General features: G+C 38.5%; 19 protein-coding genes, 3 tRNA genes and 1 pseudogene. 19 read left to right on the forward strand and 4 right to left on the reverse strand.

Features of this window, described 5'->3' with window-relative positions:
* Positions 1–30: 30 nt before the first annotated feature.
* The 4 genes from Cabys_RS04745 to Cabys_RS04760 all read right to left on the reverse strand — a co-directional run bounded on the left by Cabys_RS04745 (position 31) and on the right by Cabys_RS04760 (position 1,008).
* Positions 31–103: transfer RNA gene (locus Cabys_RS04745), tRNA-Glu, on the reverse strand.
* Positions 104–139: 36 nt separating this feature from the next.
* Positions 140–213: transfer RNA gene (locus Cabys_RS04750), tRNA-Arg, on the reverse strand.
* Positions 214–225: 12 nt separating this feature from the next.
* Positions 226–299: transfer RNA gene (locus tag Cabys_RS04755), tRNA-Gln, on the reverse strand.
* Positions 300–360: 61 nt separating this feature from the next.
* Positions 361–1,008, reverse strand: a complete 648-nt coding sequence (locus Cabys_RS04760; RefSeq protein ID WP_006929017.1) for a hypothetical protein — start codon at positions 1,006–1,008, stop codon at positions 361–363.
* 590 nt (positions 1,009–1,598) lie between these two features.
* Between Cabys_RS04760 and Cabys_RS04770 the strand changes: the two genes are divergently transcribed.
* From Cabys_RS04770 to Cabys_RS20705, 19 genes and pseudogenes are all read left to right on the forward strand, one after another.
* On the forward strand, positions 1,599–4,403 hold the full coding sequence (locus Cabys_RS04770) for a gluzincin family metallopeptidase (RefSeq protein ID WP_006929018.1): 2,805 nt from the start codon (positions 1,599–1,601) through the stop codon (positions 4,401–4,403).
* 426 nt (positions 4,404–4,829) lie between these two features.
* A complete protein-coding gene (locus tag Cabys_RS04775; protein ID WP_006929019.1) occupies positions 4,830–7,100 on the forward strand; it encodes an SLBB domain-containing protein in 2,271 nt (756 codons plus the stop codon).
* Positions 7,101–7,330: 230 nt separating this feature from the next.
* Complete coding sequence (rfbC, locus tag Cabys_RS04780) at positions 7,331–7,879, forward strand: dTDP-4-dehydrorhamnose 3,5-epimerase (protein WP_006929020.1); 549 nt, start codon at positions 7,331–7,333, stop codon at positions 7,877–7,879.
* A gap of 21 nt (positions 7,880–7,900) precedes the next feature.
* Positions 7,901–8,959, forward strand: coding sequence for an RpnC/YadD family protein (locus Cabys_RS20395; RefSeq protein WP_052304166.1), 1,059 nt, complete (start codon positions 7,901–7,903; stop codon positions 8,957–8,959).
* An 11-nt stretch (positions 8,960–8,970) separates the two neighbouring features.
* Positions 8,971–9,291, forward strand: a complete 321-nt coding sequence (locus Cabys_RS04790) for a hypothetical protein (RefSeq protein WP_006929022.1) — start codon at positions 8,971–8,973, stop codon at positions 9,289–9,291.
* Between the two features lie 11 nt (positions 9,292–9,302).
* The gene (locus Cabys_RS04795) at positions 9,303–9,587 is read left to right on the forward strand and encodes a hypothetical protein (protein ID WP_006929023.1); all 285 of its coding nucleotides are present in this window, start codon (positions 9,303–9,305) and stop codon (positions 9,585–9,587) included.
* 599 nt (positions 9,588–10,186) lie between these two features.
* Positions 10,187–10,654: an IS1096 element passenger TnpR family protein gene (locus tag Cabys_RS04800; protein WP_006929025.1), complete on the forward strand. Its 468-nt coding sequence runs from the start codon at positions 10,187–10,189 to the stop codon at positions 10,652–10,654.
* A gap of 186 nt (positions 10,655–10,840) precedes the next feature.
* Positions 10,841–12,115, forward strand: a complete 1,275-nt coding sequence (locus Cabys_RS04805; protein WP_006929026.1) for an ATP-binding protein — start codon at positions 10,841–10,843, stop codon at positions 12,113–12,115.
* Positions 12,116–12,157: 42 nt separating this feature from the next.
* The gene (locus Cabys_RS20700) at positions 12,158–12,274 is read left to right on the forward strand and encodes a DUF6922 domain-containing protein (protein WP_373924787.1); all 117 of its coding nucleotides are present in this window, start codon (positions 12,158–12,160) and stop codon (positions 12,272–12,274) included.
* A 992-nt stretch (positions 12,275–13,266) separates the two neighbouring features.
* Positions 13,267–14,436, forward strand: coding sequence for a Wzz/FepE/Etk N-terminal domain-containing protein (locus Cabys_RS04810; RefSeq protein ID WP_006929027.1), 1,170 nt, complete (start codon positions 13,267–13,269; stop codon positions 14,434–14,436).
* A 5-nt stretch (positions 14,437–14,441) separates the two neighbouring features.
* Positions 14,442–15,704, forward strand: coding sequence for an oligosaccharide flippase family protein (locus Cabys_RS04815; protein WP_006929029.1), 1,263 nt, complete (start codon positions 14,442–14,444; stop codon positions 15,702–15,704).
* A complete protein-coding gene (locus Cabys_RS04820; protein WP_006929030.1) occupies positions 15,701–16,873 on the forward strand; it encodes an O-antigen ligase family protein in 1,173 nt (390 codons plus the stop codon). Before Cabys_RS04815 ends, Cabys_RS04820 begins: the two co-directional genes overlap by 4 nt.
* Entirely contained in the window at positions 16,870–17,964 is a 1,095-nt protein-coding gene (locus tag Cabys_RS04825) for a glycosyltransferase family 4 protein (RefSeq protein ID WP_006929031.1), read from the forward strand. Before Cabys_RS04820 ends, Cabys_RS04825 begins: the two co-directional genes overlap by 4 nt.
* A 26-nt stretch (positions 17,965–17,990) precedes the next feature.
* Entirely contained in the window at positions 17,991–18,521 is a 531-nt protein-coding gene (locus tag Cabys_RS20615; protein WP_006929032.1) for an acyltransferase, read from the forward strand.
* 229 nt (positions 18,522–18,750) lie between these two features.
* On the forward strand, positions 18,751–20,532 hold the full coding sequence (locus Cabys_RS04835) for an alginate lyase family protein (RefSeq protein WP_225868912.1): 1,782 nt from the start codon (positions 18,751–18,753) through the stop codon (positions 20,530–20,532).
* Positions 20,529–21,752: a glycosyltransferase family 4 protein gene (locus Cabys_RS04840; protein ID WP_006929034.1), complete on the forward strand. Its 1,224-nt coding sequence runs from the start codon at positions 20,529–20,531 to the stop codon at positions 21,750–21,752. The genes Cabys_RS04835 and Cabys_RS04840 overlap by 4 nt, the downstream gene beginning before the upstream one ends.
* Positions 21,752–22,357: a sugar transferase gene (locus Cabys_RS04845; protein ID WP_006929035.1), complete on the forward strand. Its 606-nt coding sequence runs from the start codon at positions 21,752–21,754 to the stop codon at positions 22,355–22,357. Before Cabys_RS04840 ends, Cabys_RS04845 begins: the two co-directional genes overlap by 1 nt.
* Positions 22,358–22,378: 21 nt before the next feature.
* On the forward strand, positions 22,379–23,035 hold the full coding sequence (locus Cabys_RS04850; protein ID WP_006929036.1) for a NeuD/PglB/VioB family sugar acetyltransferase: 657 nt from the start codon (positions 22,379–22,381) through the stop codon (positions 23,033–23,035).
* Positions 23,036–23,042: 7 nt separating this feature from the next.
* Positions 23,043–24,168, forward strand: a pseudogene (locus Cabys_RS20705) (DegT/DnrJ/EryC1/StrS family aminotransferase).
* Positions 24,169–24,347 lie beyond the last annotated feature (179 nt).

Here is a 24,347-nt window from a genome sequence, read left to right on the forward strand (position 1 = left end):
AAAAAGCCAGTTTCGTAAACCGGCTCAAAGTAGCGCGTACGGGATTCGAACCCGTGTTACCGACGTGAGAGGCCGGCGTCCTAGACCCCTAGACGAACGCGCCATTCAATGAAAAGCCCCTCTTTTTGAGGGGCTAAAGTACGCCCGGGAGGACTCGAACCCCCAACCTTTTGGTCCGTAGCCAAACGCTCTATCCAGTTGAGCTACGGGCGCACGTGATTTTTCTGGCTGCGGGACGAGGATTCGAACCCCGGCTACCTGGGCCAGAACCAGGCGTCCTACCGCTAGACGATCCCGCAAATGAGACTCCAAATTTAATCATCAAAATTTTTGTTGTCAAATTTCTTTTTATCGTCCGAATTAAGATTTTAAATAAGCGCGCAAAAATGTTCCGAATCCCAGAGCATAAGCGGCAAAAAATAGCCACCACGGGTAGTATTCCGGCAGGCCGCCGCGAACAACATTAGCCGTTTCCCAGAAGAAGCTTATTAAAATCAATAAGGCGCATATAATCTCGACTAACCAGACCTTTTTACTGAATGCAGGCCCGTCAAATTTTTCAGGCTGCAGCCAGAGCAGGATGGTTACCACGATAAAGCCGATGCTGACCAGAGCGGGCGCCAGCCAGGGGCCGATCCACGGAGCGGGGATCAAGAACAAAATATCCCATTCCAGCCAGCTGGCGGGCCAGTTTAAAAGCACTTTTAACCAGAAGTAATAAAATAAATCCCAAACGCCAAACATAAAAATAAAAATAATGAAACGTTCTCTAAAACGGCCGTTGAACGTTCGCGCGGCAAACCAGAGCATGACAATCGTTGAAAGCTCGCGTCCCAGCTCAACGATGGCTACATCGGTTGGGATGATTTTTAACGGAAATTGAAACCCCTCCGGGTAATAGAGCAGACGTAAATATACAACAACGGCGGCCTCTAAATAGCCCATGGCAATGGCAAAAACGGCGTAGTTCAATAAAGTTTTAAAATTGAACTTCTTTAAAACTTCCATTCCTGCCTCCCTTCGTTTTTTATAATCTATAAAAGTTTGATGGCCGGTACAAATCATTTGAACCACCCCCAAAATTTGTAAAATGACAAAATGTTTGCTAAATACGATTATTAACTCACTTCTTAACTTTTGCCATTCCAGCATGTTATATGGATTTATCTTCCCCTCTCTTCGACGAAGAGAAGGGGATAAGAGTCTATCTAACATGTTAGTAAATAGAAAGTTATTGGTGAAGTGTAAAAATAGAATTAGAATACTTCCTCTGGAAGATCTAATGGAAAAGCGTTTGAAAATTTTTGTTCTGTTTTAAAAACTCATCCCCCAGCCCCTTCTCTTTAAAAGTAAATAGCGCCGGTTTGCTTAGCTTTTGCCTTAAATGTTAAGTAATTTTCTGCGATGATTGGCGTAATCTACGAGAAAAATTACTTTGCGCACGTTGGGGGTGATTTTGGTTGCGGCTTTACTGCCCTGGAAAAAATGTTGTAACCTTAAAAAATTTGGCGGACATTCAGAATACACTAAAATAATATCTTGCAAGTTTGAGTTTGAATTGATAATTTTATTTAATGTCAATTAGGACAAAAGACACTTTGGCAAAGAATAAAGGCATCTTTTTCGCTTTTTTAATTTTCATATCATTCCAGAGTATAAATGCAGGAACGTGGCAAAAGATTTCCGGCCAGTATGCCAGCGTGGAATTCGAAAAGCCCTATCAAAGCCTTGCCGCTAATTTATTATATCTGGCCGATCAGGAGGTCCCGCGGCTGGCCAGAATACACGGAATAGATTCTGTCGGTTTGCAGCAGTTGCCCAGAGCGCGGATTATTTTGACGGACAGGCCGGATATTAGCAATGGGTATGCCTTTGGTAATTCGGTGGTCATTTACGCCCAATCTTCCATGTACATGCTTTACTGGTCGGAAGAGGCGCCATGGTATTATACGGTGTTAACCCATGAGTTAGCGCACTGGGTAACCTTTCAGGCGACGCGGCGCAAATTAAACCGCCTGGGAGTGGTTGCCAGTCTGACCATCCCCCGCTGGTTTTATGAAGGCATGGCCCAGTATTGCGCCGAAACCTGGAATATCTACCGCGGAGATCAGTCTCTACGGCAGGCATTGCTTTACGGCAACCTTAATTACCGGGCGCTCGAAAATTTAAACAAGGGACGTCTGCTGTATGCTTCGGCCAACGCCTTTGTCCGTTTTTTAGTGAGCCAATACGGCGATTCCTCGCTGATTCGCTTATTCTCTTACAAACCGGACGCCTGGTTTTACGATTTTGATAAGGCGTTTAAAGCGGTGTACAAAAAATCTCCTCAAACGCTTTTTAAGGAATTTATTCGTCATTCAGTGCTGTATTACGGCGACTATCTCAGCGCTTTAAAGGAACGGAAGTTTAAAGAAATTTTCAGCGACGCACTCATCGATCAGCCCTTCGGTCAATTATGGGTTTCGATCAAAGATTCCATTTTGCTTGTTTACGGGAGGGAAAAAAGTCATTACCGATTTTCTTCCATACTGCTTGTGCAGATCGTCAAGGGAAAGGCGCAAATCAAAAAGCGGCTCAGCGATAATCTGGCAACCAGAGTCGTTCTCAGTCCTGATCGACGATATGTGGCGTTTGGCGAGCCGGTTTACAAAATTGAGGCCAATCAAACGGCCCTCAGGTTTTCCTTTAAAATTGTCGATTTGCGCTCGTTTAAGCAAAATCGTTTACCAGGCACATTTCGCGCGCGTTATGGCGCATTCGATTTTGCGGGCAACTTTTACCTGGTTGAAATAAGGCCGGAACAATCAGCTGTAAACCGTTTTGTACCGGAGAAGGGCATTGATAAGGAATGGCTGGCGGCGAAAGATCAGACGATCGGTCCCATCGCCTTCACGCCCCGGGGCGAGATGCTGTTTATTGCCGAGAAAAACGGTCAACGCCATCTGTTTAAATATTCTGGCGGAAAAACGAAAAAGTTGGTTGGCGGACGGACGTTTCTTGATTTAACTCTTTTAACAGATCGGACGCTGGCTTTAAGTTCCGTTAAAAACAATCACATTCAGATCGAGCTTTTTGATCTTCAGCGCGAAATTTTCATCAGCCGATTTGTCGATCAGTTCGAATATTATTTCTCAGATGTGGATTCCAGCGCCGGGAATCTGGTGGCCTACCGATATGAGGCAGACGGTCAACGCCATTTTTACGAAATTCCTTACGATTCGCTGCTAAAGAGCGGCGGCGAGCCAGGTTCGATTCCCCGGAATCAATACGGCTTCTGGCAAAGGCAGGAGCCTGTCAGGCAGGATTCCGTTTTTGCCAGAAGAAAATTTTTAGCCCAAAAAGAACGCTACGCACATCGAAAAGACATATTGCCCTATTTCCCCATGGAACGCATCTTTACCTTTGCCATGCCTCTCTACGATCAGGAGTTCGGATGGGGGCTGTACGGCATGGGCGTATGGACGGAGGCCTTGCAGCGTCAGATGCTGTTGACGGCTTTTTATCTAATGCCTGAGGATTACCATAACTCGTTTTTTACACTTTCGCATTTTATCAAGGCGTTTAATCTGAACTTTATTTCAGATTATTATCACGGGCCGGTTATCTTTTCATTTCAAAAGAACGATTGGGTGCCATTGACTCAGGACAGGCTCTCCTTTACCGCTCAAAAATGGATTTTCCCCTTCCAATCGAGCCGGTGGCGAATGAGCCTTGCCGTCCATTACCGGTATTTGCAAAACCGTTTTGTTGAGCGCTACCAGGATTTCCCTTTGAGCTTCAAATTTCATGGGCCGGGAGCGACGGTCAACCTGATGTACCGTCTGCCTTCTAAAAGAGGGATCTTTTTCCCCATTCGTTACTTTAGTTTAAAAAGTCAGATATGCCAGACGGTCGAATCCGACTACATCTTCAGCATTGTGGAAAATGATTTAACGCTAAAGGGCCAGCTGTTTTTAGATGAACTGGGTTTTTCTCAGCGATTTACATATTTGCGCCAGAGCGGTTCTCTGCCGCCGTTAAAAACCGTGGGGCTGGATCGTTTTTATCAATTAGATTTTCCAAGAGATTACACCTACACCAGAACGGTGCGCGGTTTCAACGAAGATGTTCTTACCAGCCAGCTATTATGGAGTTCAACCGAACTGCGCTACCTGATTCAGGAAAAAACGCCGTATAAGCTGATCTTCTGGCCGGTTGATTTATTAAGCATCGATGCCTTTTTTGATTATGCCAGAGTAAAGCGGCCAAAGGTTGATGAAATTTCTTCTGTGGGGATTCAACTTTCCACCGCTGAACAGATGGCGCGCTTAAGCGCGGGATTTGCGCGCAGTTTTGTTAACTGGAAAGGGGGAAATTCTTCCTGGTTTTTCCGATTAACGATATTTATGGATGAATTCTTTTGATTCCTTTTAATATCTTGATCGATTGAGGATTGAACCATTGGATAAATGAAAGGCAAAATGTTAGATCGGTCACAGAAGTTTAAGCATGTAAACTGTATTTTTCCCCTTCATTTACCAGGCGACTTGTAAAAAGCGAACTCAGGGATTGTATGGGAGTCGAAGATTTAATCAAATTTTTGGGTTTTAAATTCAATTAACATAAATTTAGATCAAGGCAATCGATGGAACCGGAACGGAGCGACTGGAGTTCGGCCGGAGCTGTTGAGAGCGATGGGTTGTGAGTTTCTTAGCGCCGGGGGCGTCGGCCTCTGGTAAAATGGATCGCGAACCACTATATTGTTTAAGTCACGTTTTTAGATTTTATCACTTTTAATGTAAGTGACGTGGCGGAGCTGTAAGTAAATCAATACAATTTTGGGAAATATTATGAGACAGGTCATATTTTTTATCCTGATTTCTTTTTTAGTGAGCCTTGCGACGGCTCAAACTCTGGAAGATTTAAAAAAGATTGAAGAGTTAAAGAAACAACTTGAAAGCGCCGGCGCGGCTCTGGAAAAAACGCCGGAAAAAGAAGTTCCGGAAATAAAAAGTCTGGAAAAGTTTGAGGATCAGGAAACGCCGCCTCCCCCGGCGCCGGAAGTGCAAAACGAAGAAAAGCCGCCCGTAAAAGCGCCAGAAGAAGCGCCTGCCCCGCCAACGATTTTCGGTTTTAATGTTTTTGAAAAGGCGCGCATCGATTTTTCGCCCGAAATTTACGGACCGGTGGATGAAGATTATCCCATCGGACCGGGAGATGAGGTAATCATTACCCTCTGGGGCGAGGTAGAGCTGCGCCACGATTTAACGGTTGATCGGGAAGGTCAGATATTTATCAACAATGTGGGAGTGGTAAAGCTGGCCGGCTTAACCTTAAAGCAGGCGCGGAAAAAGCTATTTAACCTTATGGGGCGTTCGTATTCTTCTTTGTTGAGCAAAAAGGCCTTTCTGGATGTCTCTCTGGGAAAATTACGTTCCATTCGCGTTTATGTGATTGGCGATGTTAAAGCGCCAGGCGTGTTTACCGTTCCGGCGCTGTCCACGCCGTTGCATCTTTTGTTTTATGCCGGCGGAGTTAAGGAAACAGCCTCGCTGCGCAATATTCAGGTTATTCGCAACGATCGCAAAATTGCGGACATCGATTTTTACGAATTCCTTAAAAAGGGCACGGAGTTTTCCAATATCCGGCTGCAAACGCACGACGTCATTCTGGTGCCCACGGCTCAAAAACGCGTTCATCTGAACGGCGCCGTAAAAAAACCGGCTATTTTTGAACTGAAAAAGAACGAGGGCTTAAAAGAGCTGATCGAACTGGCCGGCGGCTTTGTGGAAAATGCCTATCTGGCAAATATTCAGATCCAGCGATTTGTGGATCATCAAGACCTTAAACTCATTTCGGTAGATTACAGAAAGCTTTTAGAAAATAACGAGAATTTTGAATTAAAAAACGGAGATCGGATTTCCGTTCCCTTTCTGGATCGTGAGCTGTTGAATTATGTGACCATCTCTGGTCCGATTTACGGCCCGGATCGCTTCGAATTTAGAGCGGGCATGACCATTAAAGATTTGATGAAGCAAATCGACAGTATTCGCGGCGACGCCTATCTGGAACGGGTACAAGTTACGCGTACGCTTCCCGATCGCAGACAGCAAATTCTGGTCATTAATTTAAAAGAGATTCTGGAAAGTCCCCAGGCGGATTTCCCGCTGGCGCCGCAGGATCATATTGCCATCGCTTCTTCTCTGTCGCTGTTTCCTCCGGATTCTGTTGCCATTTACGGCGCGGTGAATAAACCGGGAAAATATTTATTGAAAAAGGATATGTCCTTAAAGGACCTGATTTTTGCGGCCGGCGGCTTTAAGAAAAACGCCCTGATTACGGAAGCCGAAATTTCCCGCATCTATCCCTTTAAGCCGGAGCGCCGCAAGGAATTAGCCAAACTGATTTATGTGCCCATCGATTCTAATTATACCAAAGCCTTACTAAGCAGTCCCGATGAGCAATTCTTTTTAAAACCGTTTGATAATGTTTTCATCCGCTTTAACAGCGACTGGGAGCTGCAACGCAATGTTACGGTGCAGGGCGAAGTCGTTAAGCCAGGGGCTTACACTCTGCAATCTAAAACGGAGCGCATTACGGATTTGATTAAGCGCGCCGGCGGGCTGAAGCCAACGGCCTATCTGGAGGGCGCGCGCTTTTATCGAGCCCAGGATGGCGTGGGGCAGATCGGCATCGATTTTAAAAAGATTTTTAAAAATCCGAACGATGCGCAAAATATCTATTTGCAGACCGGCGATCGGATTGTGATTCCGGAAAAGATGTTTACCGTGCGCGTGGTGGGCGGCGTACACTTCCCGGTAAGCGTTCTTTACGAAAAGGGGAAGGGCATTGATTATTACATCAAAGCCGCGGGCGGATTTACCGATTTAGCCGATAAGGATAACGTGACGATTCGCCTGGCCAATGGCAAGCAGATTCAGCCCAAACGATTTTTATTCTGGAAATATTTGCCGGAGAAAATAACCGCCGGCAGCACCATTTATGTGCCTGTTCTGGCCGAAAAGAAAGAGATTGACTGGTCTGGCGCGGTGCGCGACGCCGCCGCCATATTGAGCAGCGTGGCCACCACTCTGCTGATATATGATCGGCTGGTAAAATAGGAATTACGAATTAAAAATTACGAATTACGAATTACGAATTAAAAATTATTATACGAAGTGGGAGACCGTGGCCGAATTATCCCTCCAGAGCGGGAGGCCTACGGCACGAATTCCGAATTATCAATGATTTTGCATGAATGAGAAGCTGCGAGGCAGCCATTCAACCATTCAACCATTCAACAATTCAACCATTCAACTATTCAACCATTTATTCCCGGAGAATGTCAGGCATGCCATTTACCGTTAAAGAAACATCACTGCCCGGCGTGACGCTGGTAACGCCTAAAAAATTTGGCGACGAACGCGGTTTTTTTATGGAAACCTACAAAGCGTCCGATTTTTTAAACGCCGGTTTGCCCGGAATCTTTACGCAGGATAACCATTCACGTTCGGTGAAAGGCGTTTTACGCGGTTTGCATTACCAGTTGCCGCCTTTTGCCCAGGCCAAGCTGGTACGTTGTCTGAGAGGACAGATTTTTGACGTGGCGGTTGATATTCGTCAATCATCTCCCAACTTTGGCAAATGGTACGGGCATATTTTAAGCGAAGACGATCCGACCATGCTTTTTATCCCTGAAGGATTTGCCCATGGCTTTTACACTTTAAGCGAGACAGCCGATGTGTTTTACAAAGTAACCGCCGAATATGCGCCGGAATATGATCGGGGCATATGGTGGAATGACCCGCAAATTGGGATTGAATGGCCGGACGGTGAAAAGATCATTTCAGAAAAAGATCAAAAGAACAGCCCATTGAAAGAGGCTGAGCTGTTTAAATAAACCATTCTTTCATTTTACCGTTTGATGAGAGCCGATCACATCTGGAAAGATGTTTTAGAAAAGCTGTTTGTCGAATTTTTACAGTTCTTTTTCCCGGATATTCATCGAGACATCGATTTTAGTAAAGGCTATCAATTTTTAGACAAAGAATTTCAACAGATAACGCGCGGAGCCAAAGCCGGTAAAAGAATTGTTGATAAATTAGTTAAGGTCTATCTAAAAGACGGTAGCGAACAATGGCTACTGATTCACATCGAAATTCAAGGTACACGGGAATCGGATTTTGCCCGACGCATGTATGTTTACAATTATCGGATTTTTGACAAATATCAGAGGGATGTAATAAGTCTGGCCCTTTTAACCGATAAGGATGCGGCGTATCGTCCGGAACGATTTGAAATTAAGCGCTGGGGCTTTAACTTACGTTTTAAATTTCCTCTGGTAAAAATCATTGATTATATTGGGTACGACTTCGAAAAACATTATAAAACGAATCCATTTTCTATGGTAACTCAAGCTTACTTGAAAACCATGGAAGTGGAGGGTGATAATCAACAATGTTATCGATGGCGTAAATACTTTCTTCTTAAATTACTTGATTTGGGTTTGAGGCGCGAAACAATCTATGCCGTTTATCAGTTTATAGAGTGGTTGATGGTTCTGCCGGAGGGTCTGGAGGATCAACTTTATCATGAAATCAAAGAATTAGAGGAGGGCAAAGAGATGTCCTTACTGACCATTGCCGAAAAGAAAGGCATGGAGCAGGGAATTCAGCAAGGAATTCAGCAGGGGATTCAGAAGGGCCTTAAAGAAGGAATCCAGCAAGGAATCCAGCAAGGAATCCAACAGGGAATCCAACAGGGAATCCAGCAGGGAAAAATAGCCGGAAAGATTGAAGGCCTGCGCGAGGCGATCAAAACGGCGCTGGAGATAAAATTTGGTCAGGAAAGCTTTGTCCTGTTCGATCGTATTGAAAAGATCAATACGCTTGAGGAACTGGAAAAATTGCTTCAACAGGCAAAGCAAGCGAATCGTATGGAAGAAATCGAAGTGTATCTGATAAAGGACGAAGCAAAGTAGGCGGCAAAGAGATGTCCTTACTGACCATTGCCGAAAAGAAAGGCATGGAGCAGGGAATTCAGCAAGGAATTCAGCAGGGGATTCAGAAGGGCCTTAAAGAAGGAATCCAGCAAGGAATCCAGCAGGGAAAAATAGCCGGAAAGATTGAAGGTCTGCGCGAGGCGATCAAAACGGCGCTGGAGATAAAATTTGGTCAGGAAAGCTTTGTCCTGTTCGATCGTATTGAAAAGATCAATACGCTTGAGGAACTGGAAAAATTGCTTCAACAGGCAAAGCAAGCGAATCGTCTGGAAGAAATCGAAGTGTATCTGACAAAGGACGAAGCAAAGTAGGTGGCAAAGAGATGTCCTTACTGACCATAGCCGAGAAGAAAGGCATGGAGCAAGGAATTCAGAAAGGCCTTAAACAAGGAATCCAGCAAGGCGTTCAAAAGGGTATTCAGCAAGGATTACGAAAAGCCATTCAGACTGCAATTGAAATAAAATTTGGCGAAGAGGCGGTAGCGCTCTTTGCCAGAGAGATCGAAAAGATAGAATCGGTTGAATTATTGGAAAAGGCGTTAGAAGAAGCAAAACGGGCAGCCTCTACCAGGGACCTTGAAGAAAAGTTACAATATTTGCTTACCTGAGTTAAATTCAAAAACATAATATGAGTTCAGTATAAAAACCACGAATTTCACGAATGGACACGAATATATTTTATGTAATTTAAATAAAAACAATAGGCCCATTTAAATGAATTTGGATAACAATACCTTTTTAGAGTGGACTCATAATATCCATGCCAAAGCCGCAACCAAAAACAGTCACAGAGAGCTCAAAAAAGTCCCAAAGCGCGCAAAGCTTTTTTCCAGCGGCTTACGCAAATAATCGCAGAATGAAGATTAAACAAATTACTTTAAGCAACCACAGAGAGCACAGAGAAATCACAATGGGCGCAAAGAATGTTGCAAACTGAAAATAATTTCAATTGCCCTCCCCCCCTTCCAGGAATAAAAGTCTGGGAGAGGTGGAATTGAGCGTTAGAGTTATTTCCAACGGTGTAAGTGATTTATTCGCGGGCCAGTTTCTTGCAAAGGCGAGAAAAGGAATGACAGCCCGGCGAACATTCAACCATTCAACCATTCAACCAATCCAGCGGCACAAAAATTTTCGCACGCTAAGGCACTAGACCTTTCGAAGGAAGTATTCTAAACTTTAGCCTTTCATTAAAAATAGCGAGGTTGTAATGGCGGTTTATTTGTTTAAAGTTGCCTTAGATTTCAACAAGCGGATTTACAGACAGATCGAGATATTGGATACGCAAACCTTAGATGATTTTCATGAAACTATCTTTCTTGCCTTTGATCGTTACGATGAACATCTATATTCATTTTATATTACGAGAAAGCCAACTAAAAGCCTGACCCGGCGGCTCGAAGCGCCTCAATATGCGCATCCCACAGCGCTAAAGGACGCCCCTATTTTCCCTTTAAGAAGACCAAAGAAAAAATATAACGCCGCCAGGACCAAAATCGGCGAGCTGGGACTGGAAGTGAAAGATAAGATGTACTATCTGTTTGATTATGGCGATGAATGGTGGCATGAAATCACGTTACTTTCGATAATCGAAACAAGCAGAACGCAGGGCCTGCCGCGCATCGTTAAAAAGGTTGGCGAGTCGCCGCCGCAGTATCCGGATTTTGACGATTATTAGAAAAATAAATAGATCGCTCTGGCGAAATTGTTGCTAATTTTTTGTAAAAAAGAATTAATCTCCTACAACCTAATTATGAATCATTAAAACGCACCATAAAGCTTCTATTGATATTAGAAGGATATTGGTCTATATTTCTAAAGGCAATAGAAGGTGAGTATAATCCAATTAGAAAACGAAATTTAAATGATCGAACGTGAAGCTTTAAAAACCGTAATATTAGATCAAAGAGAATATGTTCAAAATATCTCTTTTATTCATCGTTTAACAGATAAGTCGCTTATCCGGGGCAGGGAAATTGCGGTAATTTCCGGTATACGTCGTTGTGGTAAATCAACCTTTTTACACGAAATTCGCCTGAAAAACGCTGAAAGCGATTACTACATCAACTTTGACGACGAACGACTCATTCATTTTACGGTGGATGATTTCCAGAAGCTGCATGAACTTTTTATTGAATTGTTCGGCAAGCAATCTACATTTTACTTTGATGAGATCCAGAACATCACAGGCTGGGAAAGATTTGTACGGCGACTTCATGAAACGGGAAACAAAGTGTACGTTACCGGCTCCAATGCTTCGATGCTTAGCAAAGAATTAGGCACCCATCTTACGGGCCGGTATATCCAATACGAATTGTATCCTTTTTCTTTTAAAGAATTTTTAAAATTTAATAACGTGGCTTATAATAATGAAGATTTATTGACCACTTCCGGTAGGTCCACATTAAAAAGATGGTTTAATGAATATTTTAAATGGGGCGGTTTCCCGGAATATTTAAAAAATAAAAACCGGGAATATCTGAAATCGCTATACGAAAGCATCCTTTACCGGGATGTACTGGTAAGAAATAAGTTGAGCAACGAAAAAGAAGTCTTAGAAATCATGTATTACTTATCCAGCAACATGGCCCGGCTAATAAGTTACAACCGTTTAAAAAATATAATCGGCGTTAAGAATCCTACCACGGTAAAGAATTATCTGGATTATTTACAAAACTCGTATTTAGTTTTTCTGGTAAATAAATTTGACCATTCATTGAAAAAGCAACTTTTAAATCCTAAGAAAGCTTATTTGATCGACATTGCCATGGCCAATGAACTGGGCTTTCACTCTACGGAGGACAACGGATATTTGCTCGAGAACCTGGTTTATCTGGAATTATTGCGTCGAAGAAAAGAAGTATATTATCATAAAAATAAGTATGAATGTGATTTTTTAATTCGGGAAAAGAATCGTATTGTGGAAGCGATTCAGGTAACATGGGATATGGATAATTCGAAAACGCGAGAAAGAGAAATAAACGGATTGTTGAAAACAATGGATCTGTTTAATCTGGAACAGGGGTTAATTTTAAGCGCGCATTCAACGGAAGATATTGAAATAAAAAACAAACGGATTCGGGTCCGTCCGGCCTGGCAGTGGATGCTGCAAGTTGACCCGGTAAAAAGTGACGCGTAACAGGTTATTGGCGCCATTAAAGAATTAAATTGAAATAAAACCATTTTCTGGTACATTGATATTAATTCCATTGATTTAAAAAAGAATAAACGTTTTATTATCGGAAGGATATTAGAAAGAGAAAATCTTTACGATTTTTTACGATTGCTTAAACATTAAGGTGAGGGAACTACAAAGAAATTAGGCCCCAGCCTTTTAATCAAATAAAGGACCATAATAGCCAGAAGAGCTTTGCACTGGATGGGGGAAGGGATTGGCTTAACAGGCTGGGCATAGATTTTCTGACGATATTGATCTTTTTAGTATAACGGATTTTAATGAAGAGTAAATTTTACAGGATTTAGAAGTAGATTTTAATCCGTAAGTTAGAGTTAAGGATAAAAACCACGAATTTTATGAATGGACGCGAATATATTTTGTGTAATTTAAATAAAAACAATAGCCCAATTTAAATGAAATTCGATAATAATACCTTTTTAGAGTTGACTCATTAATTAAATTAATCAATATTATAAAAATAAGATAGAAATTATGTTTACCATGCTGCATCCGTTTTTTACGGATGGAATTGACCAGGCGGAACTGTGAGTAAAAGTGACAAGTGACAAAGTAAGAGGGGGAAACTGGATTACTTTAAATATTGGATTTAGAAATTAATAAACAAGATGCTGACAAATTGGCTGAATTGAGCGTATGTTATATATATATGACGGACGAAGGATAAACGAAGAATCGACGAAGGATAAGCGAAAATAAAAAGGTAAGTCAAAGTGACAGCGATCTCGCGTGCAGCGAAGCAAAAAATGAAACGTGACGTCCTAAATTTTTAGATTTTTTAAAGAAAAGTTGATCCTTCAAACTGATCAGTATCATTTTGAAAAGTGATCAGTATGAGTTTACAAAATGGTACTTAAGAGTTTGGGAAATGATAATAATGAGTTTACAAACTCTTTATAATCAGTTTGTAAATTGATACTGATGAGTTTGATGTGTGAAAATGACTAATAAAACTTCAAAAAAAGATTAAAAATGAAAATGTTTCATGTTTGCTTCTATGAAATAAGGAATATTTAAAATAAAATCAGATATAAAAAATAATGAATAAGCAACATAATTTTTTGTTTTTGAAAAAGTAGAATCAGGATTTTATAATGGAAAAAAAGTTAAATAAAACAGAAAACAAAACGGTTAATTATATAACGATATTTGATTTCATTACAACTTTTTTTAAGAATTATAAAGTAATAAAAAAAGTTTTTATAATATTTTTAATATTAGGTATAATATATGCTATTATTATGCCTAAAAAATATAAATCAAGTTCTATGGTTGTGGCAGAAATCAATACTAATGAAGTTTTTAATACAGTAAATAGATTTAATGTATTGAAAGATTTAGGATTTAATTTTGGTAATACATCAGCAACTTCATTATCTCCCGATGCCTATCCAAAAATAATTAAAAGCAGAGATGTATTACTTCCTGTTATACACGATCGATTTAAAATAACAGGGAAAGATTCAACAATATTGATGGACTATCTTATAGATAAAAATTTTTATTATTATCTAAAAAAAGTTACAATAAAACTACCGATTACTATATATAGATTAATATTCCCTAGAAAAAAGAATATCGCGTTTGATGATAAAAATAATTCAATCTTAATTTTGGATAAAAACGAGGAATATGCGATAAATATATTGAGAAAAAAGGTCATTACGGTTAGGATTGATGAAGAAACAGGATTAATTATAGTAGATGTTGAAACAAAGGAACCTTCACTCTCTGCCCAAGTTAATAAAGCAATTTTAGAAAGTTTTAGAAAAAAAATACAAAAAATATACGACCAAAAAAATAATGAAAATTTAAAATTTATTGCTTTGCAAATTGCAACTGCAGAACAGGATTTAAGCCAAGCAGAACAAAGAATCATTGATTTTGTTGAAAAAAACAGTTCTCCACAAACAATTACATTACAGCTTGAGTTAGAGAGATTAAAACGGGAAGTGGCTTTAAGAACAAACATTCTCAATGAACTTCAACTCCAGTATGCCTTAACAAAAATTGATCTTAAGAAAAAAGAACCAATAGTTAGAATTGTATCCTCACCTTTTGTACCAATCAATCCTTCAGGAATAAACAAAATTATTTTAATTATTATTTTTGGGTTTATGGGAATTCTTATAGGTATTGTCTATTCGGTTTTTAAACTAATAATAGAAGTTTATTCGTATGATCCAATTAATAATAAGAAAATAGAAGAAATAAAACAATATTTCTCTTTGCACTGGAAAAAGAAAAATAAGAAAATAGAATAAGAAATTTGTCTTTATTAAGAAGAATTTTCTCAAATAGCTTCTGGCTATTGTTGGGGTCTTCCATTGGTAGGCTAGCCATGTTTCTTACCAATATATTCGCTGCTCGTTTTTTAGGGCGTGATCTTTTTGGACAATATACAATGGTCAGATCCACAATTTCTTTAGCCAGCAATTTTATTACTGGTGCGTTGGGATTGACAGCCACAAAGCATGTTGCTGAAGGTGAATACAAAGATCCTCAGAATTTTTTAATAAAAATTTTAGCTGTTTTTTCTATTAATTTTATTTTTAACTTCATTTTCTCTTTGATTCTAATTTTATTTTCCGATCAAATCATAAACTCATTTTTCCTTGGAGAGTTAACATTAAAGAATGCATTATTTGTAGGAGCTTTACTTCTTTTTACTTCAACTAACGCATACCTTGCCCAGAGTATTTTAGTTGGCCTGGAACGTTTTAAGATAATTGCTATTATTAACTTAGTTGTGTCAATATTGTTCTTCCCTATAATTTTGATATTAATTAAATATGGCAAGGTAATAGGAACTTTATCCGGCGTTACTTTATATTTTTTATTTGATTTAATATTTAAAGTATACTTTTTAAAAACTAAAATCCTATCTCAATTTTACACAATTAATAAAGAATCTTTTTTGGCTCATCTTAAGAAGTTAAGTTCTTTCAGTTTACCTTTAGTTTTATCACTTTTTTTTAGTTCCGGCTCATTTTGGTATTCAAAAGTTTTTATACTTAATCGTTCAAACAGGTTTGCTGAAATTGCGATTTTTGATGCTGCATATCAATGGTTAACTATAATAATGTTAATAACTGGAGCCACAACAAGCGTGGCATTACCAATGCTATCCAAAGCTGTAGGGCAAAAAAACAAATTTGAGCTAACTAAGATTTTTAATATTAATCTCATTATTAATATTATTATTTCTGCAACTATAGCACTTATCATTATAATTTTTTCTCCGTATATTATGCGGCTTTATGGCGAAAGTTTTGTGGAAGGGAGCGACATACTTTCAATTTTAGCCATAACATCTATTTTTTTCTCAATATCAAGCATCTTAAATAAATACATGATTTCACATAATAAAGTTTGGCATGTTTTATTTTCCTCTTTTATTGGTATGTTGACGTTATTTTACGTACTTTTTTTAATGCAAGCTAAACTTGCATTTGGTCTGTCCATTGCGTTTTTAAGCTATTATTTAATGACAACCTTAACTTACACAACATTAATTGTTATAAAAAAATGAATGTTTTACATTTTCATATAAATAAAGCAATTATGTTAGCGGGTTTTATATGGGGCCTTAGTGGCTTTACAATCGAAATTGTTGGTGGCGAACCCGGCTTTTTTGATTTTTTTATTCGTTTTTTATTTATGATCATTGCTTGTACTATTATCTATACAAAAATAAAAATTCAAATAAAAAAAGAATATCTCCCAGCTATTTTGTTTTTATTAATATTTCTTACTTCTTTTTTATTAACATTAATTATCAATAAAGCATCTATTATTTTTTTAATAAGAGAAATATTATTGATCTTTACGGCATTTACTATTATTGTTTTATTAAATGATGGGCAAAATATACAAGCCTTCCTGAGAGGTATTTTTTATGCTTTAAATCTATTAGTTTTTTATTATTTTATTAATATTGAGTTTTCGAATTTTCTCTCCCCTTTATACAGGCTATACACTAAACTTAATCCCAATGGTATCGGTATAGCTGCAGTTATGTTATTTGTAATTTCGTTATATTCTTTTTATTCGACCAGAGTAAAGTTTGAAAAATATTTTTTGTTTGTTAGTATTTTACTCTCTTTTGTAGTTGTTTTAGCAACGCGTTCTCGAACATCGATGATAATGATGCTCCTGGCTTTTTTTTCTTTGAGTTTCTTTTTTAAAAAAAAGAGGATCTTAATTGTCAGCTCATTAATTAGCATAATTTTCATTATCTACAACTTTGAGACTTTAAGTTTAATTATTCGCCTGGAAAGCCCACCAGGCTTTTCTGGCCCGGAGAATATTTCTAACCTTACTGGTAGAACGTTACTATGGAAAAAAGGATTTAATGTTTTTCTTGAAAATTTTTTTCTTGGAGTTGGCCCTGAACGGGCAAAAGTAAAAGTGATAAACCATATGAGTCATTATCACAATGCTTATATACAACTTATGGTTGTAGGTGGAATTTTTACTTTTCTCCCAATTTTTATTCTAGTCATTAATGCTATTAAAAATTTAATACTTTATAAAGTCGATACTTTGTTCAAAGTGATTTTTGTTGTAGGACTGGTTAGTAGTATGGTGGAAAATAGACTTTTAAACTTTGGCAGTCCAGGAAACTTTTTGTTTTTAATTGCTTTTTTGACTTTAAATTTTTCCCCGGGATTGAAGAAAACAGGAATTTTACAGAAATGAAACGAGTAACTTTACAGTATTTAACTCTTCCTCATTACAGGAGATCGTTATTTGAACGGTTATGGAAATATCCTGAAATTAATTTTTCAGTTGTATGCGGAAAGGTTTCGCCTTATACAAATCTTAAAAATTTTGAGCCTGATAAGGATCAAAAAGTAACATTTATAAAAAATAACTTTATTAAAATTGGTTCTCGAAAATTTGTGTGGCAAAAAGGCGTTTTCAAGGCAGTAATGGACTACACACCAAATTATCTTATTTTATTGGGATTTGACCCACATATTTTGTCTAATATTCCCTTATTTATTTTAGCTAAACGTAAAAAGATTAAAGTGTTATGGTGGGGACATGCAACATATGGTAAACAAGGATTTATAGGAAGATTAATCCGTTATTTTTTTTATACTATGGCTGATGGTATTCTGACCTATGATGAGAGAGGCAGGCAAAGATTAGTTAATATTGGTGTTGACGAAAGAAAAATATTTCCCATTTGGAATTGTTTAAACGATGAAGATTATCCTTTTAAGAATTCAAAGTCGAAAATTAATAAAAAACTAAAATATAATATAATTTTTACTGGTAGAATTACAGATCGAAAAAAGATAGACCAACTTATTAAAGCAGTAGCTATTTTATTGAAAGAAACGAAAAACATTCAGCTTCATATTGTCGGAGAGGGGCCAGCACAACAAAAGTTGAAAGAACTAACTCAACAACTGAATATCGAAAAATATGTAGTTTTTCATGGCCCACTTTATGGAGAAGAATTGTCCAATTTATTTGTAGATATAGATTTAATGGTGATCCCTGGCTTAGCAGGACTATCTGTCATCCATGCCTTGGCTCATGGAATTCCGGTTCTAAATAATAACAATAAGCGTACGCATCCCCCTGAAGTGTCAGCAATTATTCCAGGTAAAACAGGGGATTTCTTTAAAGAAGACGATGTGCAAAGTTTGGCAAAGAAAATTCAAGAATGGTTGCCTAAAAAACCTCAAGTGAGCCATTATTGTCAGGAATTAGTCCAACAACGATACACTCCTGATAAAGTCTCACAAAAAATAGTAGAAGCTTTAAATAAAATCTAAAAACCAAAGTAGGTGGTTTAACGAGAATGCGTAAGTTAATAAAAGAAATTTTAAAAAAAATTAGGATCCTTTTTGTTGTAAATTTTAAATATCGATTTGCAGAAGTTGGAAAAAATTTTTATTGTGGTAAAAATTTATTGGTAAAACCTAATTCCGTTTATATCGGGAATAATGTTTTTATAGGCAACTACTGTCATTTATCTGTTCCTAAATTAGAAATTCATGACTTTGTTATGTTAGCATCAAATGTTGCAGTTGTTGGTGGTGATCATCGGTTTGATGTTGTGGGCATTCCAATCATCTTTGCAGGAAGGGGCGAACAAAAAGGAGTGGTTATAGAAAAAGATGCATGGATTGGCCATGGAAGCATTATTTTAGATGGTGCGACTATTGGAGAGGGCGCTATTATAGCAGCAGGATCAGTTGTTACAAAAAGCGTCCCCCCTTATACGGTTTATGGGGGAGTTCCCGCACGTAAAATTAAAGATCGTTTTAATAATCCTGAAGATATTAAACGCCATAAGGAAGCTTTAAGTAAGTTTAAAGTTTCAACTTGAATATATTAATGTTATAAACGTTTTCTAAGATTTTACATCTAAAAAATCATTTATCAACTTAATATTTGAAATCTTACAATTAATGATGTTTTAGAAAGTCTTTAAATTTAAAGCCAAAAGTTCAAGCATAATTTTTATGTTAAAAAAATTTAAATTAATCGTTTTATATAGTAAAAACATGGGGCCTGGTTGGGCTTTATTTCGCTTGCAATATGAATTAAAAAAACGAATGGGATATTTTAGCCGTGTAAATAAATCAATATTAAATAAAGCTAATAAACCATCATCAAACCTCTTTTATTTTTCAAAACCCGGGCTCGTTAATCCTAATTACAGTTTTAAAACAAATAAAGAAAATAAAATAATTGGCAAAGCCGAAAATGCCTTAAATGGTAAAATCTTTGCCTTCTCACATACATACATGGATTATGCCGAGGCCAATGGGCGCATTAACTGGCATCTTAATCCCGTTTTAAAGGTTGAAGCGCCGCGCAATGTTCCATGGAATAAACTGCCGGATTTTGGGCCGTATGGCGACATTAAACTAATCTGGGAAGCCTCTCGCTTTCCGCAGGTCTTTTTTTTTATTAATGCCTTTTCATTAACGAAAGACGAAAAATATGCCAGAGGATGCTTACAACAAATCGAACACTGGATCGATAACAATCCCTTTCCTTATGGCGTGAATTATAAATGCGGCCAGGAAATCTCTTTTCGACTTTTCGCCTGGATACTGGCGCTTGATTACTTCTACGACTATTTATCTCCCGAATTAACGCGCAAAATTGTAAAAAACATTTACATTTCCTTATTGCGCGTTGCGGCAAATATTGATTTTGCCGCCAAATCGGTCAAAAATAACCATTCCATTAGCGAAGCGGCAGGGCTTTTGATAGGAGGTGTATTATTCCCTCAATTCCCTGAATCTCAAAAATTTATTAAAAAAGGTATAAAGTATCTACAAAAGGAATTATCATATCAGGTCTATGACGATGGAGCATATATTCAACATTCCTTTAATTACCAGCGTCTGGCGCTCGATGTCTTATCTTTTGTAATAATCATTGCAAAAAAAAATAAACTTCAATTGCCAGAAATAATTTATACGGCGCATAAAAAAATGATTGCTTTTTTAAGCGCTTTCGTTCAACCTAACGGATTTTTACCAAATTATGGTCAAAATGACGGCAGCTATTTGTTCCCGCTGGCGGCTTCTCATTATCGTGATTTTAGAGAAAGCATAAACCTTGCATCCGCTGTCCACGAACCTTATACATATTTTTTTAAAGATTATGCCACGTTAATCCAATTTTTTAATTTAAAAGCAAAAGCAGGGCGTCAGCTTTCAGAAAATCAAAAATTTGATACTGGCGGTTATTATATATTAAAAAATAAATATTCTTTTTCTTTTATCCGCTGCCATTCCTATAAGCACCGACCGGCTCAAAGCGATATGCTGCATCTTGATGTATGGAAAGATGGGGTCAATGTGTTTTGCGACAGCGGCACTTTTTCTTATAATGTAGATAAAAACTTTAAACGCCAATTTTTCGGCACCAGAGGCCACAATACGGTCATGTTAAATCAGTCGAATCAGATGGAAGAAATTTTGCATTTTGGCTGGGCAAACTGGATTAAAAGTAAACTTATTTATTTTGATGGCAAAGCCTTTGAGGGAGAGCATTACGGATATAAAAAAGAAGAACATGCCATCCATCGTCGGAAGGTCCAATTGGAAAACAATAAAATTTTTATTACAGATACCATTACAGGCGATAAAAATTCGTTAATAAAAATAGAACAAATCTGGAATTCTCCCCTGAATTTTAAGATGGTCTCTTCCAATAAATTTGAAAATGAGCATGTAAGAATTCACGCCAATATAAACGGCAAAAAAGAAGAAGCGTATTTGTCCGAATATTACAATGATTACTATACCGGTACGCGTATTATTTTTAGCGTAGAGGCGCAACTTCCTTTTATAATAAAAACGAGTATTGAAATATTATGAAAATCGTTCTTTTTCATCAGTACTTTTTAGGTAAAAACGATCCGGGCGGCTCCCGCTGGAACCAGATGAGCTCAGTAATTTCAGAGTTTTATGAGTTTAATGTACTTGCAGGAAATATTCATTACACAACCGGTAAAAGAATTGGGAAGAATATTTTTTTTAATAAAGAAGTGATAACAGAAACGTTGACCGTTTATAGAAGCTGGACGTATTCCGGCTATAATTCCAATTTTTTTGGCAGATTAATAGGCTATCTTTCTTATAGCTTTTCTTCATTACTTACAGCATTATTTATTAAAAAGGTGGATTTAATCATTGTTACGTCGCCGCCCTTATTTGTCGGCATTTCTGCGCTCATCGCCTCGCGCATAAAAGGTATTCCGCTTATATTTGAGGTAAGAGACCTCTGGCCCGAATCGGCAATCGCCACCAATGTCATTTCGAATAAACAGTTGATTGCCATTATGTATTGGGTGGAAAAGGTGTTGTACAAAAACGCCAGTAAAATTGTGGTTTTAACGCCCGCCTTTGCCGAAAATATTGCCATGCGTTTTCCACAGTTTGCCGGTAAAATCGAACTGGTAACCAACGGCGCCGATTTCGATTTGATGCAGCCTTCGCCCAAATACAACTGGGTAAGAGAAAAGTATGGCTGGGGCAATAAAAAAGTATTCGCCTATTTTGGCGCGCACGGCGTGGCAAACGACCTGATTCAGGTTGTAGAAACAGCACGATTGCTAAAAGATCGTGAGGATATTCTTTTTGTTTTAATTGGCGACGGCATGCAAAAAGAGTTGTTAAAAGAAAAAGCCCGTGATTATCATTTAAAAAACGTCCAATTTATTGACTCCGTCCCCAAAGAACAGGTAGCCGATTTTATTAATGCCAGCGACGTTTGTATGGCTATTTTAAAAAAGACCGACACCTTTAAAACGGTTTATCCCAACAAGGTATTCGATTATATGGCCTGTAAAAAACCTGTTTTGGTTACCATCGATGGAATAACGCGAAAATTAATCGAAAATGCTTCGGCCGGTTTATATTCGCCGCCCGGCGATTATCAAGCGTTTAAGCAGACAGTAGAAAAAATGGTCCATTTGCCCGATCTTGAATTAAATAAAATGGGAGAAAACGGCTACGCCTTTATTAAAGAACATTTTGATCGTAAAAAGTTAGCGCAAAAATATCTTTCAATTATTAACAACCTGCTGTCGGTGTGATGTATCGCAAATTTTTTAAATCTTTTATGGATTTCACTATAGCGTTAACAGGTTTAATTTTAATCAGCCCTGTTTTATTACTTTTATCGATTGTACTACTTATACAGATGGGCAGACCCATTTTTTTTGTACAAACACGTCCCGGCTACCAGGGAAAGCCTTTTGGATTAATTAAATTTCGCACGATGAAAAATGAAGTTGACAAACAGGGCAATTTACTGCCCGATGAAAAACGCCTGACGCGATTCGGCCAGTTTTTGCGCTCCACCAGCCTGGACGAACTGCCCGAGCTTTTTAATGTTTTAAAAGGCGATATGAGTTTGGTTGGCCCCCGTCCTCTTTTAATGGAATATTTACCGCTTTATTCTAAAGAGCAGGCGCGGCGCCACGAAGTAAAGCCTGGGATCACTGGCTGGGCGCAGGTCAACGGCCGCAATGCCTTAACCTGGCAGGAAAAATTTAAACTGGATGTCTGGTATGTGGATCATGTGTCGTTTTGGCTGGACTTAAAAATATTATCCCTTACTATCTTAAAAGTCTTAAAAAGAGAAGGTATAAACCATCCCGGACAAGCAACTATGGAAAAGTTTACTGGCTTCAATTAATAATGCAAAAGGAGAAATCACATGAAAGATATTGTAATAATTGGTGCTGGAGGTTTGGCCCGTGAAATTAAATTTTTAATTAACCAAATAAACGAATTTTCACCAACTTATAATTTTTTAGGGTACCTTATAAGTGATCTTAATAAAATAACGAAAAACGATTCAGCCTCAGAAATATTAGGCGATTTTACCTGGTTTGAAAATAATAATAAAAATATAGCTGCAGCGGTTGGAATAGGTACTCCCTATTATAGATTATTGGTAGCAAATGAAATAAAATCTAAATTCCCTCATGTTGATTTTCCCTCTCTTATTCATCCAAATGTAATTTATGACAAAGCTTCTTGTAGTTTTGAAGAAGGAAGTATTGTATGTGCCTCAAGTGTATTTACTGTAAATATTCAAGTTAAAGAATTCGCCTTAATCAATTTGAATTGCACTATTGGGCACGAAGCTTATATTGGAAAAGGCTCGGTAATTAATCCTACAGTTAACATTTCAGGTGGAGTCAAAATTGAAAAAGGAGTCTTGGTTGGTACAGGCGCTCAAATTTTACAATATTTAACTATAGGCGAGAATGCAACAATAGGTGCAGGAGCCTGTGTAACAAAAGATGTACTGCCAAATACCACAGTTGTTGGCATTCCGGCAAAACCTCTAAATCTAAATAAAAAGTAAAAAGATCATGAAAAAGCGAATCTATCTCTCTCCTCCGCATATGTCCGGCGAAGAATTGAAACTGGTGATCGACGCCTTTGAAAGCAACTGGATCGCTCCGCTCGGCCCGCATGTGGATGCGTTTGAACGGGAAGTGGCCAACTACATTGGGGTTCAACATGCCGCGGCCTTAAGCTCCGGAACGGCGGCCATACATCTGGCGCTTATTTTACTGGGCGTTGAGCAGGGAAACGAGGTTATTTGTCAATCCTTTACCTTCTCCGGATCGGCCAATCCCATTGTGTACCAGAGAGCTTTGCCTGTATTTGTGGATAGCGAAACGGACACATGGAACATGGATCCGGAATTACTGGAAGAAGCAATTAAAGATCGGATGGCCAAAGGCAAAAAAACCCAAAGCCGTAATTGTGGTTCATTTGTACGGTCAACCGGCTAAAATGGATGAAATTATGGCTGTTTGCCGGCAATACGAAATTCCCGTCATCGAAGACGCGGCCGAAGCGCTGGGCAGTTCTTACAAGGGTAAAAAGGCGGGCAGCTTTGGGCAACTGGCCATTCTTTCGTTTAATGGCAATAAAATCATCACCACTTCGGGCGGCGGTATGTTACTTTCAAATGATGAACAGAAGATAAAAAGCGCCCGTTTTTTAGCAACCCAGGCCAGAGACGACGCGCCCCATTACGAGCATTCGCAAATTGGCTACAATTACAGAATGAGTAATATTTTAGCGGCTATTGGCAGAGGACAGTTAAAAGTTCTGGAGCGGCGCGTTCAGAAAAAACGATCTATCTTCGAATTCTATCATAAACGTCTGGCAAAATATGAAGGCATCTCGTTTCAACCGGAATTGGACCATACGCATTCGAATCGATGGTTAACCTGCATGGTTATCGATCCGCAGAATACAAAAACAACCCATGATGAAATCAGACTTTTACTGGATAAATACAATATCGAATCTCGTCCACTCTGGAAACCCATGCATTTGCAACCGGTATTTAAAGGGGCGCCGGCCTATTGTAGCGGAGTAGCGGAACGGCTTTTTAAACATGGGTTATGTCTGCCTTCGGGTACGGCGTTAAAGGAACAGCAGCTCGACCAGATTTGTGCGCTGATTGAATCCCTTCTTTAAAAAAAATTTTATTTATTACCAGAAATTTTTAAATTCCTCAACATATTGCTCTACAGGGAAGTATTTTCATAATAAATTTTGCAGGATAAAATTTAAGGGCGGCATATTGTGCAAATACGCACATCGTGTTTTTATTATTTCTGATACTTTTACTATGTGATCATCTGAATGAGAGATTA

Source organism: Caldithrix abyssi DSM 13497 (assembly GCF_001886815.1).
Classification (GTDB): Bacteria; Calditrichota; Calditrichia; order Calditrichales; family Calditrichaceae; genus Caldithrix; species Caldithrix abyssi.